General features: G+C 69.9%; 12 protein-coding genes. 6 read left to right on the forward strand and 6 right to left on the reverse strand.

The features are described 5' to 3' along the window. Positions 1–2 precede the first annotated feature (2 nt). Genes cobA through H623_RS0112985 form a run of 3 tightly spaced genes read right to left on the reverse strand, consistent with a single transcriptional unit; the run spans position 3 to position 3261 of the window. Complete coding sequence (gene cobA / locus H623_RS0112975; RefSeq protein ID WP_022901365.1) at positions 3–755, reverse strand: uroporphyrinogen-III C-methyltransferase; 753 nt, start codon at positions 753–755, stop codon at positions 3–5. Next, on the reverse strand, positions 752–1549 hold the full coding sequence (locus H623_RS0112980) for a phosphoadenylyl-sulfate reductase (RefSeq protein WP_022901366.1): 798 nt from the start codon (positions 1547–1549) through the stop codon (positions 752–754). The genes cobA and H623_RS0112980 overlap by 4 nt, the downstream gene beginning before the upstream one ends. Continuing rightward, on the reverse strand, positions 1546–3261 hold the full coding sequence (locus H623_RS0112985; RefSeq protein ID WP_022901367.1) for a nitrite/sulfite reductase: 1716 nt from the start codon (positions 3259–3261) through the stop codon (positions 1546–1548). Before H623_RS0112985 ends, H623_RS0112980 begins: the two co-directional genes overlap by 4 nt. 136 nt (positions 3262–3397) lie before the next feature. On the opposite strand from H623_RS0112985, the gene H623_RS0112990 reads away from it, so the two are divergent. Together H623_RS0112990 and H623_RS19865 are read left to right on the forward strand one after the other, a co-directional pair. Continuing rightward, positions 3398–4234 (forward strand): sirohydrochlorin chelatase, encoded by an 837-nt coding sequence (locus H623_RS0112990; RefSeq protein ID WP_084486028.1) that lies wholly within the window; start codon positions 3398–3400, stop codon positions 4232–4234. Positions 4235–4536: 302 nt separating this feature from the next. Further along, on the forward strand, positions 4537–6957 hold the full coding sequence (locus H623_RS19865; RefSeq protein WP_022901369.1) for an HAD-IC family P-type ATPase: 2421 nt from the start codon (positions 4537–4539) through the stop codon (positions 6955–6957). Between the two features lie 29 nt (positions 6958–6986). Here the strand turns inward: H623_RS19865 and H623_RS0113000 are convergent, their stop codons facing one another. Continuing rightward, positions 6987–7481, reverse strand: a complete 495-nt coding sequence (locus H623_RS0113000) for a hypothetical protein (RefSeq protein WP_033371922.1) — start codon at positions 7479–7481, stop codon at positions 6987–6989. 587 nt (positions 7482–8068) lie between these two features. Between H623_RS0113000 and H623_RS19870 the strand changes: the two genes are divergently transcribed. Genes H623_RS19870 through H623_RS0113020 form a run of 4 tightly spaced genes read left to right on the forward strand, consistent with a single transcriptional unit; the run spans position 8069 to position 11233 of the window. Next, positions 8069–8773: a hypothetical protein gene (locus H623_RS19870; protein ID WP_022901371.1), complete on the forward strand. Its 705-nt coding sequence runs from the start codon at positions 8069–8071 to the stop codon at positions 8771–8773. Further along, on the forward strand, positions 8760–9164 hold the full coding sequence (locus tag H623_RS0113010) for a hypothetical protein (protein WP_022901372.1): 405 nt from the start codon (positions 8760–8762) through the stop codon (positions 9162–9164). The genes H623_RS19870 and H623_RS0113010 overlap by 14 nt, the downstream gene beginning before the upstream one ends. 9 nt (positions 9165–9173) lie before the next feature. Then, complete coding sequence (locus tag H623_RS19875; RefSeq protein WP_022901373.1) at positions 9174–10055, forward strand: hypothetical protein; 882 nt, start codon at positions 9174–9176, stop codon at positions 10053–10055. Beyond that, a complete protein-coding gene (locus H623_RS0113020) occupies positions 10052–11233 on the forward strand; it encodes an OmpA family protein (protein WP_022901374.1) in 1182 nt (393 codons plus the stop codon). Before H623_RS19875 ends, H623_RS0113020 begins: the two co-directional genes overlap by 4 nt. A 54-nt stretch (positions 11234–11287) precedes the next feature. Here the strand turns inward: H623_RS0113020 and H623_RS0113025 are convergent, their stop codons facing one another. Further along, entirely contained in the window at positions 11288–11806 is a 519-nt protein-coding gene (locus H623_RS0113025) for a DinB family protein (protein ID WP_026940315.1), read from the reverse strand. A gap of 110 nt (positions 11807–11916) precedes the next feature. Continuing rightward, the gene (locus H623_RS19880; RefSeq protein WP_157560979.1) at positions 11917–13263 is read right to left on the reverse strand and encodes a serine hydrolase domain-containing protein; all 1347 of its coding nucleotides are present in this window, start codon (positions 13261–13263) and stop codon (positions 11917–11919) included. Between the last annotated feature and the right edge of the window lie 79 nt (positions 13264–13342).

Consider the following 13342-nt stretch of genomic DNA (forward strand, 5'->3'; position numbering starts at 1 on the left):
TGCTATGCCTCTTTCTCAAGTGCAGTGGGAGCGTCTGGTGCAGTGGAATCCGCCAGTCGCACGACGTCGCCGACCACGACGACGGCCGGCGAGCGCACGTCACGCGCGGCGGCGATGGCCGCGATGGTGCCCAGCGTGCCGATCGTGACGCGCTGGCGTTCGCCGTAGCCGTCCTCGACGATGGCGACCGGGCATCCAGGACCGCGGATGCCGTGAGCCAGCACTGCGGCGGACCCCGCCAATCCCGAAATTCCCATCAGCAGCACGACTGTGTGGTCGCGGCCTCCCGGTACGTTCTCGATGCCGGCGTGCGCGGCGAGCACCGTGAACCCGGCGGCGATACCACGATGCGTGACGGGAATGCCTGCGATCGAGGGGACCGCGACGGCGCTCGTGACCCCCGGAACCACCTCGACCGGGATGCCCGCGGCCCGGCAGTGCTCGGCCTCCTCGCCTCCGCGCCCGAACACGAACGGATCCCCGCCCTTCAGTCGCGCGACCCGCTTGCCCGCCGCGGCGCGTTCGACGAGCAGTTCGTTGATACGCCACTGCGGTACCGGATGCGACTGCGGCTGCTTTCCGACGTCGATGATCTCGACGTCATCGCGCAGCTCGTCGAGGAGCGCGCGCGGCGCGAGCCGGTCGACGACCACCACGTCGGCGGACCGCAGCAGCCGCAGGCCCCGCACGGTGATCAGTTCGGGGTCGCCCGGGCCGCCGCCGATCAGCGCCACGGTGCCAGGGGCCACGCTCACAGGTGCAGCCCGCATTCGGTCTTGGCCAGCCCGGCCCAGCGGCCGGACCGGGGGTCCTCGCCCGGCGCGACGGGCCTCGTGCACGGCTCGCAGCCGATCGACGGATATCCGTTGCCGAGCAGCAGGTTCATCGGCACCGCGTGGGCGCTCGCGTAGCCGATCACCTCGTCGAACGTCCACGCCGCAAGGGGGTTCACCTTCACGAGCCCGTTCTTCTCGTCGAAGGCCACGAACGGCGTGGCCGAGCGCGTGGGTGCCTCCTCGCGGCGCACGCCGGTGAACCACAGTTCGTAGCCGGCGAGTGCGCGGTGCAGTGGTTCGACCTTGCGGCGAGCGCAGCACAGATTCGGATCGCGGGCGAACAGCTCGGCGCCGAGCTCGGCATCCTGCTCAGCCACCGTCTGCAGCGGTTTCACATCGATGACGCGCACGTCGAGCGTGCGGGCCACCTCGTCGCGCGTCGCGTACGTCTCCACGAAGTGGTAGCCGGTGTCGAGGAACAGCACGTCCACGCCGGGCGTGACGCTCGAGACCAGGTGCGGGAGCACGGCATCCGCCATCGAGCACGCGACCGCCGTACGCTGCATCGCGAAGTTGTCGGCCACCCACCGCACGATCTGCTCTGCGGATGCCTCGTGCAGCTCCTCCGCACCGCTCGCGGCGAGCGCGCGCAGCTCCTCGACCGGTCGCAGACCCGCCGCCCGCGGCACATCCGCGCCGTCCGCGACACTCGTGCCCGCAGAGTCGCCCTTTGTCGCACCGACGCCCACGACCCCGATGTTCACGGCGCTCATTGCAGCGCGTCCTCGTCCACTCGGTTCGCCCACTCGGCGAATGTCTCGTCACCGAGCCGGTCAGCGACGAACCGGCGCACCACGCGCTCGACGTAGTCCGGGATGCCGTCGGCCGGGATCTTCAGGCCGCGCACCGTGCGGCCCATGCCCGCGCTCTCGCGGTCGGTGGAGGCGACCCCGCCACCGAGGTGCACCTGGAACCCGGGCACCTGGTTGCCGTCCGCATCCGTGATCAGCTGTCCCTTGAGCCCGATGTCGGCGGTCTGCACGCGGGCGCAGGAGTTCGGGCATCCGTTCACGTGCAGACTGATCGGCGCCGGCAGCTCGATGCCCTCCAGGCGTCGCTCCAGCTCGAGTACAGCGGCGGTCGCCGTGTCCTTCGTCTCCACGATGGCGAGCTTGCAGAACTGGATGCCCGTGCACGCGATCGTCCCGCGCCGAAACAGCTCGGGGCGGGCGCTCAAACCGAGCTCGTCGAGCTCGCGCACGACCTGCTCGACGTCATCTTCCTCGATGTCGAGCACCAGAATCTTCTGGTGCGGGGTGGTGCGCAGCCGCTGAGAACCGTGTCTCTCGAGAAGATCGGCGAGCGCGGAGAAGGCGGTGCCGGACATCCGGCCGACGAACGGGGTGACGCCGATGAAGTACCTGCCGTCCTTCTGCCTGTGCACCCCGACGTGGTCGCCCGCGCCGCTCGAGCGCGCCGGTTCGGGACCGTCGGGCAGCGGGGACTCGAGATACTCGGTCTCGAGTACCTCCCGGAAGCGCTCGGTGCCCCAGTCCGCGAGCAGGAACTTCAGCCTGGCCTTGTTGCGCAGCCGACGGTAGCCGTAGTCGCGGAAGATCTGCGCCACGCCGTGCCACACCTCGGGCACGCGCTCCGGCGGCACGAACGCACCAATCCGCTCGCCGAGGCGCGGGGTCGCCGAGAGACCGCCACCGACCCAGAGGTCGAAGCCGACGCCGAGCTCCGGATGCTCTACCACCACGAACGACACGTCGTTGAGCTCGTGCACCACGTCGTGGCTCGGATGCCCGCTGATCGCGGTCTTGAACTTGCGCGGAAGGTTCGCCAGCGAGTGATCGCCCAGGAACCGGCCGGTGATGTCGGCCAGGATCGGCGTGGGGTCGATCAGCTCGTCCGCGGCGATTCCCGCCACTGGGGACCCGAGCATGACGCGTGGCACGTCGCCGCAGGCCTCGGTCGTGCGCAGGCCGACCGATTCGAGGCGCCGCCAGATCTCCGGCACGTTCTCGATGCCGATCCAGTGCAGCTGGATGTTCTGCCTGTCGGTGATGTCGGCGGTGTCACGCCCGAAATCGGTCGAGATGCTCGCGATCGCGCGCATCTGGTCGGTGCTGAGCTGCCCTCCATCGACGCGGATGCGCAGCATGAAGTAGCGGTCCTCGAGCTCGTGCGGCTCGAGCGTGGCGGTGCGGCCGCCGTCGATCCCCGGGCGCCGCTGCGTGTAGAGCCCCCACCAGCGGAACCGGCCGTGCAGGTCGGTCGACTCGATCGAGTCGAAGCCCTGCTTGGCGTAGATGTTCTCGATGCGTTCCCGCACCTCGAGGGGCTCGCTCTCCTGCTTCCACACCTCGGTCGGGTTCAGCGGCGCTCTGCCGTCGACCTTCCACTGACCGTTCGGACGGGAGCTCTGTCTGCGCGGCCGCGCGCCGGTGGGAACGCGGGTCTGCTGTTCGGAAATCGTCACGCGGAACTCCGTCCTCCCACCGGTGGCGGGTCGCAAGCGAACCTAGGAGGTGCACCTTGGCGGGAGAAAGCCAGAAGGTAATAAACCGACGCAAACGGGGGACAGCGTCAGCCGCTCAAGGATGCTGGTGTCCGTCATGATCGCTCTGCTCACCGTCTCGCACGGCACCTCCGACCCACGGGGTCGCCGTGCCATCGCGCGCCTCGCCGAGGCCGCTCGTGCGCGCGTCGGAGCGGACATCGCGGCGCACGCGTTCGTCGACGTCGAGCGGCCCGATGTACCTACCGCCCTGGCGAAGCTGCCGACGGATGCCACGGTCGTCATCGTGCCGCTGCTCCTGTCGCGCGGGTATCACCTGCACCACGACATCCGGTGCGCCGCGACCGCCGACCACCGGCGCGTGCTCGTCGCCGGAGCCCTCGGCCCCGACCCGCGCCTGGCGACCCTGCTCGCGCGGCGGCTGCACGAAACCGGGGTACAAGAAGACGACAGTGTCGTGCTGGCCGCGGCCGGGTCGAGCGACCCGCTCGGCGTCGAGGATGCCCGTGCCGCGGCCGGTCTGCTCGCCGCGCACCTGCGGCGCCGGGTCGGTCTCGCGTTCCTCGGGGCGCTCGAGCCGTCGCTGGCGTCCGCGATCCGTACTGCCGCGGCCGACACAGTCACCACTCACGACGCGGCTCCCACGGCCGCAATGGCCACCGTGGGCACCGCTGCCGCCGCTGCCACCGACGCCATCGACGCAGGCCGCGCAGGCGGCGCCATCGACGCAGGCGGCCGCCACCCCCGCGTCGCCGTCGCCGGCTACCTGCTCGCGCCGGGCTACTTCATGGACCGCGCCGCGGCATCCGACGCCGATCTCGTCACGCCGCCGCTCGTGCTGCCCGATCGCGATCCCGACGACGAACTCGTCGCTATCGTCGCCGACCGATACGAGGCGGTGCTGAACGGCGCGCTGCTCGTCACGAACCATTGACCTGAATACCTTCGGCGGCTCTCCCCGCACCGCGGACAGCCCCGGGAAGCCGACTCGGTGTCACTATTTCAGGACATATCAGGTCAGATCGATATATCTGTCGTCTGACCTGATATGTCCTGAAATCGTGACGGGTGGCACCAGTCCTCACGTACTCCGGTCCGGCAGCCGCCGTGTTCGCTGACCCCCTACCCGGCCCCGCCCGTCGCCACCCGCTCGGGGACCCTGCTCCCGCACCCCGTGCTCGGTTAGGCTCGCATCGAGTGCGGCTTCGCGCCGCTTCTGCGCCGACGGAGGGCTGGATGACCGACACCGCCGATGCGCTCGCCGGACTGAGCGCGGCCGAGGTCGCCGAACGCGTCGCCTCCGGGCGCACGAACGCCTACACGGATGCCTCCAGTCGCTCGGCGTGGAGCATCGTGCGCGCCAACGTGTTCACGCTGTTCAACGGCATCATCGTGGCCTGCTTCGCCGTGCTGCTGGCGCTCGGTCGCTGGCAGGACGCCCTGTTCGGCCTGAGTGCCATCGCGAACACCATCATCGGCTCCGTGCAGGAGTTCCGCGCCAAGGCCGCGCTCGACAAGCTCGCGCTCCTGCACGCCCCGACCGCCCGCGTGGTGCGCGAGGGGCAACCGACCGACGTGACGATCGCCGACGTCGTGCTCGACGACATCCTGGTGCTGAGGGCAGGCGACCAGATCGCCGCCGACGGCGTGGTGTTGCGATCTTCGCGCCTGCAGGCCGACGAGTCGATGCTCACGGGCGAGTCGGATGCCGTCGACAAGCAGCCCGACGACGAGGTGCTCTCCGGGTCGATCGTGGTCGGCGGCGAGGGGGTCGTGCGCGTCACGCGGGTGGGCGCCGACGCCTTCGCCAACAAGCTGGCGAGCGAAGCGAAGAGGTTCTCGCTGGTGTCCAGCGAGCTAAGGCGGTCCGTCGACCGCGTGCTCACCTTCCAGGCGTGGATCATCGGGCCCGTCGCGATCCTGGTGCTCAACGCGCAGATGTACGTCTTCGGCGGCTGGGACGAGGCGATCTCCAGCGGCGAGTGGCGGCAGGCCGCGGTGAACGCCATCGCGTCGGTCATCGCGATGATCCCGCTCGGACTCGTGCTCATGACGAGCATCGCGTTCGCGGTCGGCGCCGTGAAGCTCGCGGCACGGCAGGTGCTCGTGCAGGAGCTGCCGGCGGTCGAGGGTCTCGCCCGCGTCGACGTGATCTGCCTCGACAAGACCGGAACGCTCACCGAGGGCGAGATCGTCTACGACGACCGCCACCCGGTCGTGGATGCCGCGCCTTCAGGTTGGGAGCGCGCGCTCGCCTGGTACGGCGCCGAGCCCGACGCGAACGCCACCGCCCGCTGCTTGGCGCAGCCGTTCCCGGTTCCGCGAGCGGGAGCAGAGCTCGGCCAGCTCGAGCCGGCCGGGCGCATCCCGTTCTCCTCCGCCCGCAAGTGGAGTGCCGTGTGCTTCACGCGCGACGCCGTGGGCACGTGGGTGCTCGGCGGACCGGAGATGGTGTTTCCGGGCGCGGAGCACGCGACGCTGCGCGAGCGTTCGGCGATGCTCGCCGCCTCTGGGAGGCGCACGCTCGTGCTCGCCCACTCGGCGCAGCTGCTCACTCCCACGAACCTCGACGACGAGACACTGCCGGCCGACCTCACTCCCGTCGCGCTGCTGACGTTCCGCGAGCGCGTGCGGCCGGACGCCGCCGAGACCCTCGGCTACTTCGCCTCCCAGGGTGTGGACGTCAAGGTCATCTCGGGGGACAACCCGCAGACGGTGGCGGCGATCGCCCGCGACCTCGGGCTCGACGCCCCGGTCGGCTTCGACGCGCGCGAACTGCCGGACGACGAGGATGCCCTCGCCTCCGCCCTCGAGCAGCACACAGTCTTCGGCCGGGTCACCCCCACGCAGAAGAAGGCGCTGGTCACAGCGCTGCAGTCACGCGGGCACACCGTCGCGATGACCGGTGACGGTGTGAACGACGCCCTCGCGATCAAAGAAGCGGACATCGGGATCGCGATGGAGTCCGGCGCGGCGGCCACCAAGGCGGTCGCCCGCATCGTGCTCCTCGACGGCAAGTTCTCGCATCTGCCCGGCGTGGTCGCCGAGGGGCGCCAGGTGATCGCGAACATCGAACGCGTCTCGATGCTGTTCCTCACCAAGACCGCGTACGCGACCGTGCTGGCGATCGTGTTCGGCGTCAGCCTGATGCAGTTCCCGTTCCTGCCCCGCCAGCTGTCGGTGATCGACGGGCTGACCATCGGCATCCCGGCGTTCTTCCTGGCGCTCATGCCGAATGCGCGCCGCTACATCCCGGGCTTCCTGCGGCGCTCGCTGAGCTTCGCGATCCCGGCCGGCATCATCGTCGGGCTCGTGCTCTGGCTCTACTCCTGGGCGGCGACCGGTGCCGGGATCGAGCAGGACGAGCTGCGCACCGGGGCCACGCTCATCCTCACCATCGTCGGCCTCTGGGTGCTCGTGGTGCTCTCCCGGCCGATCGACGGCTGGAAGATCGTGATCATCGGCGCCATGATGATCGGCCTCATCCTGGTCTACGCGATTCCCCTGGCGCGCGCGTTCCTCAATCTGGTCGATGCCTCACTCATCGACACGCTGCTGGTGATCGGGCTCTCCATTCTGGCGATCGTGGCGATCGAGGCCGTGCGGTTCGGACACCGCCGCTATGTGCGCAGGCACGGTGGAGTCATCGAATACTGAGGCGGGTGCGGTGCGCGACTCCCGCGGCCCTACCGCGGCCCCCGGCGTGCCGCGGCGTCCAGCTCACTGATCTGCGTGAAGTAGCGCCCGGTGCGACCGAACCAGAGGACGAGGGTGATGAGCACGGTGACGGCCATCAGGGCGAGTTCGAACCAGAACGCCGACGGATCGATGATCAGCGCCACCACGGCCAAGAGGAACTCGACCGCCATCGCAATGGTCGTGAGAACGCGGGCGTAGTGCTTGCCGCGCGCCAGCGCCGACGCCATCGCCAGGATGAAGAACCCGAGCAGAATCACGATCGCGCCGATCAGCGTCACCGTGGACTCCCCGCCGAGGAGACCGTTGTCCGCCACGTAGCGCAGCAGGATGAACAGGATGCCCACACCGATGGCCACGAACCCCGCCACGTAGGTGATCACCACGACGAGAATGAGCTCGGCCGGCGGGCGACGGCGGCGCCCGGGTCGGCCCGCCGGAGGATGCGGCGCTCCGGAGCCGTTCGCGGGTTCACCGATGGACATGCCCATCAGCCTAGAATCCGCAGCCGATACAGAGCCAGACGGCGGCGTGAAGGCGCCGGCACACCGCGCTTTCGGCCGAATGTCCGGTGTGCCGGCCAGGTTCCGCTTCGGGTGAGCGGACGGACCTCGTCAATTCCCTGGCGGGATCCAGACGGCGTGCGCGTCGCTCCGCGTCACACCGACGACCTGACGTGCGATGACGGGGCCAGTGGGCGCGGTTGCGGCCCCCGCGGCATCCGCGCCCATGGCATCCCCACGTGAACCCGGCGCAGCGGCGAGCCCCCCGGCACCATGTGCGCTGCGCTCCTGGCTCATGCGAATCATCATGCACCCGTTCGACCGCGCTGACCAGAGGTAAACCATCGAATAGTGCCGGAGTCACCCGGCGATGTCTCCCCAGTTCGGGTGTCGGCCTTTCCAGCGCCCCTGGGAATGCTGCACGGACCGCATATCGATTCACCGAGCGTCCGGTGTGAGCCGGAGCGAACTGTCATGAGGCACGCGTACCGTGTACACCCCGGTACCGGTGCATCCGGCGCCCCGTCCGAGCCCCGCTCGGGATCCTCACGACGCGTAAGGAGAGCCCTGTGACGCAGGACCGCGCCATACATACGCCGCGTTCACCCCGCGCTCCGCTGCACATCGGCGTCATCGTGCGCGGTCGCCTCCGACGTCTCGCCAAGCGGGATGCCCGTGCCGGCGTCCCGCGCGCCGCGTACGAAGCCGAGCCGGTCGGCGACGTCACCCCCGCCGTGCACGCGCTGCAGGCGCACGCGGTCGGCTACGCGCAGCGCGAGGGGCAGCGCTTCTTCACCGACGCCCGCGCCGCGTGGACCGAGCACGAGGCCCTCGCCGAGATCATCACCCGTGAGCAGCGAGAATACGCCGAGCGGTCAAGCGGTCTGGAGCGCGCCGCCGCCGACGCCCTGCGGGATGCCAACAGCCCCGCCCACGAGGATCTCCGCCGTCTCGAGCGTCGCATCCAGCGCAACCATCGGCGCGACGCGCATCTCAAGGCCATGATCCACACCCGGTTCACCGTCGCGCAGCTGCGCGCCCGGCGCTACTTCGACTACTCGGACGAGCTCGTCGCGATCTATTGGGTGACGCTCAGGCGCAGGCATCCCGCGGCCGAGAACATCAGCGACCGCCCGCCGGCGCTGCAGCGCCCGGCCTGGCTCACCGTCGACGACAGCCTCAGCGCCCTCGCGCTCTGGCACGGCAGCGACCCGTTCGGCGGCACATCGCTGCACATTCCCGCACCGCAAGGAGGCGACCGTGTCGGTTCGTGACTCGTCCGGCGCCGTCGTCGCCGTGGCACGACGCCACGACGCGTTCGGCATGGAGACGCCGGAATACCGGCTTTCCCGCACGAAACGCCTGTGGCGGCGGCTGCGCTGGCGCCTGTGGCGCATGCGACGGTCACTCGATATCGAGACGCTCGACGTGTTCGAGCACGAGATCTCGGCGTTCGAACGGGCCGGGCTGGCCGATCTTGCCCGGCAGCGCACACGGCACCGCAGCGCGATCGAGGCGCTGCAGACCGTCGCCCGGTCGCGCACCGAGCTCGTCGCCGGGGCACTCGCGTCCGTCGACGCGGACCTGAACAAGGCGGAGGCCGAGGCCGACATGCTCGAGCGCAAGCTCGCCGAACACGATCCGCAGTTCCACAACTACGCGTAGGAGCACGCCATGGCACGCGACATCGTGATCAGGCCGCCACGCGGCGGCACCCGTCCGGGGCGGCTCGCACCGCTCACGCACATCCTCGTCTACCTGCTGCTGCTCGGCATGGTGGCGGTCGACTACTACTTGCTCTCGCAGACGCTCACACTGCTGCTGCGCGACGACAGCCAGTACGGATCGATCGGCGCACTGATGTACATCATCACGGCCGGCATCTCCGGCGCGGTCGTGACGCTGCCGCACCTGATCGCCATCCTCATCCGGCGGGTGGAGAGCGGCATCACGACCAAAGGCTGGGCCGGCGTGGCAACCGTGCTCGGAGTACTCTGGGTCGCCATCCTCGCCATCGTCACGCTCGCCAGGATCAAGGCCGGCATGGATGCCCAGAGCTCGGGCAGCCTCTCCGGTCTCGTCGGAGAGTCGTCGACGACGACCGCGACGTTCTCGTGGACCGCGCCCGACACGATCATGGCGTTCCTCATGCTGGGCGTGCTGCTCACCTCGGGATGCCTCGCCTTCGTCACCGCCTGGCTCACGACTCGCCCCTTGGTCACCGCCATCGAGCGCGCCAGGCGGCGGGTCGCGAAGATGCGCCTCTATCGCGACCGTCTGCTCGCCGAGCAGGTGAAGGCCTCAGAGTCCGTGGGCCAACAGGTCGCACAGGATGCCGCCGACCTGCAGCGCTACACACTCGCGCAGGCGACGCTGCAGTCGGATCTCGAGCAGGTGCGAGCGCGACTCGCGACGCGGCTTGCGCAGTTCCAGCGCGACCCGCAGGGCACGAGCCAGATCATCCACGAGCTGCAGCTGCGCGAGGCGACACCCCTGTCGCCGGCCGGCGGTACCGCGGACGCGTCGACCGCGCCGGCCGAAGGGAGCACCGCGTGAGGCATCCGGCACGACTGGTCGCGCCCACGCTGGCGGCCGCCCTGGTCGCCGTCGCGCTCGTCGGATGCTCGTCGTCCGGCTCGACCGGCGCGTGCAGCCAGACGAACAAGCGCAACATCGGCGTGGTGGCCGGGGACACCGCGAACGCGCCCGCGGTCGAGGTGACGTCGTCTGCGGAAGAGCAGCTGAAGGCATCCAGCTCGAGCAACGGCAGCGTCACGATCGTCATCCCGTCGGGCACACCGGAAGCACGGGGGACGACGCTGCTCGGGTCGACGGCGAACGACGCGATCGTGTGCACGAGCGATCAGCGCGACAAGCTCGCCAGCGTGACGAAGTACATCGAGTCACTGAAGGCGAGCAAGGCACAGGTCGACTTCCTGGATGCCATCGACGCGTCCGCGCGCAGCCTCGGCTCCGACCCGGTCGGCGTCCTCGTCATCGGCAGCGGCCTGCAGACCGTCGACCCGCTGAACTTCAGCGTCGCCGGACTGCTGTCGGCCACGCCGAAGCAGGTCGCGGCCGACCTGAAGTCGAAGGGCGAGCTGCCGACGAACCTGAAGGGCGTCACCGTGTACTGGGCGGGCATGGGCGACGTCGCCGGTGACCAGCAGGCCCTGAGCATCGCGGAGCGCAGCAATCTCGAGGCCATCTGGAACGCGATCATCACGGCGGCGGGAGGCACGCTCTCACTGCTGCCCGAGCCGGCGTCGGGCGCCGCCGCGTCGGGCCTGCCCGCGGTGACCGCCGTGCCGGTCGCCACCGCGGCCACCAGCACCGACTGGTCGCAGCCCGTCGTGGTGCGCGACAGCGATCTCCTGTTCACGAAGAACACCGCCACGTTCTCCGACCCGGCGACCGCCCAGAAGGTGCTCGCCGCCCTCGTGCCGGCCATCGAACAGAACGGGCAGGTGATCACGATCACCGGCACGGCTTCGAAAGATCAGGCGACGAGCAACGCCTCGGATCTCACGCTCTCCGAGCAGCGCGCCGATGCCGTGAAGCAGGCACTGGTCGCCCTCGGCGTCTCCGCGTCGCTGCTGAAGACCGCCGGCGTCGGGCACGACTGGTGCGGTTTCAAGTCCGAGACGGATGCCTCCGGGAAGTACTCCGAGTCCCTCGCCGAGCAGAACCGCACGGTCATCCTCACGTCGCCGGGTGTCGCGCTCTGCGGGTGAGCCCGCGGCGGAGTGAGAACCTCCGACCGATGGCGCGGCCGCTCGCGAGCGCCCTCAGCCGCGCACGTCCCAGAGGTGGTGCACCGGGTCGTGAATGTAGTACCGCGCGAGCGACTCGACGGTGAACGACGAGCCGTCGCCGCGGCGTCCGGTGCGCCCCAGCGCCTCGTCGGGCACCCGATCGTAGGCGGCGGCGAGCGCGAGCCCGGCGTCGTGCAGCTCGGTGGCGATCACGGCCGGGTCCTGGTCCGCATAGTGCTCGGCCACCGCCGTCGCGTCCTGGTCCCAGTTCTCGAACGCCGGGTCATCCTCGTCGAGCATCAGGCGCAGCCGCGCCGCGAAGACGCGGAACACGTCTCGGGTGTGCGCGGCGTACTCCAACGGCGACCAGGTGTGGTCATCGGGACGCAGGCGAACGTCATGGCGCTCGAGCACGGGCATCCACGCCTTCACGTTCCGGCGGGTGAGACCGGGGATGTCGCGGAATGCGACGCTGCTCGCGTCGAAGCCGCAATCCGGGCACGGGCGTTCGAGGACCCAGGTCCAATTCTTGGTGTCGGGAACGATCGGCATGCGCCGAGCATACTGGCCGCCGGCGACAGCCCGGTGGGGCGAAGCACGACGGTCTGCGACAGCCGCCCGAAGCGTCGCCACGATCGCCCGAGCGCGACGCAGCGCCCGGTTCAGTTCGAGGGCAGCGGCTGGTAGGCGGCGCCCTTTGCGGCGGCCGGCTTGGGTGCGGGTGACGAGCCCGCCGGCCTGCAGACCGCGAGCTGGTCGAGGGTGGCAGCAGCGGCATCCGCGGTCCACGGGAGCGAGATGCTCGGCGCCTTCTGTCCGCTGGCCGGCTTGAAGCCGGCGGCGATCGCGGCGAGCTGCATGGCGAGCGACTGCGCGTAGGCAGCGCCCGACGTCGAGTTGTTCAGCATCACGATGACGGTCAGGCCAGAGGTGGGATCGCTGAGCACCGACGTGATGTAGCCCGGGACCTCGCCGTCGTGCCCACGCATCGGGCCGAGCTCCACGCCACCCATGCCGTACTTCTGCCACGCGGCCACGGCGGTGCCGAGGGGGACCGCGTCCCACGCCGCCTTCTTCGTCGCGCCGTCCAGCAGCGACGATTTCGCAAACGACTGCCCGAAGGTCTTGAGGTCGGCGAGCGTCGAGACGACCCCCTTCGCGGTCCACGACGCGCTCGGCGCCTGGGCCGTGTCATCGATGACCGTGCCGCACTTCGGGTCGCCGGTGACGGCATCCAGCGATGTCGCGTAGCCGTGCAGATGCGAACCCGGGATGCTCGTGCCGCTCGGCAGGGTCGTGGCGGACATGCCCAGCGGGCCGAAGACCTCATCGGCGTAGAGCGTCTGCCAGTCCTTGCCGGTGGCGGCCTTCAGTGCCATGCCGAGCAGGATGTAGCCGGCGTTCGAGTACGACCACTTCTCGCCGGGCGCGCCCGCGCGGGGCTCGCCCATTCCGTCCGAGACCAGCTCCAGCGGGACATAGCTGCGCAGCGGGTTGTCGACGAACTGCGGGGCGAGCGCCCCTTCGTAGTCGCCGAGTCCCGACGTGTTCTGGCAGAGTTGGCCGAGCTTGAGGTCGTCGATGCCGACGAGCCTCGGCAGGTACTTCGTCACCGGATCGTCCAGCGACACCGTGCCCTTCTGGGCCAGCGAGAGCAGCACGGTGCAGGTCATGGGCTTGGTGACCGAGCCGATGCGCCACGCCATGTCGACGTTCACCGGCGTCTTCCCCTTGGCCGTAGTCGTGCCGAGCCCCGCTGTGTAATCGCCCGCCCACGGCGCCCACACACCCACGATCGCCCCGGATGCCGACGCGAGCTTCATCGCGGCCGTCACCGTGGTCTTGATCTGTGCGGATTCGGACGCAGGAAGCGTGTTGGATGCCTGCGCCGAGGTCGTCTGCGACGGCGTGCTCGAGGTGCATCCTGCGAGCGCACCGGAGACGGCAAGCACCGTGGCGATGCCGAGCGCGATCACTCCGCGTCGGCTCCGACCGTTCCGCCTTGACATGTACACCCCCGTGGTCCCCCCGGTCCACCTCCAGGGTAATCGGCGCTCGGCGTCGGACCGGGCGTGGCGCGTAACGAGA

Origin of the sequence: Humibacter albus DSM 18994 (genome assembly GCF_000421825.1) — a bacterium.
Taxonomy (GTDB): Bacteria; Actinomycetota; Actinomycetes; order Actinomycetales; family Microbacteriaceae; genus Humibacter; species Humibacter albus.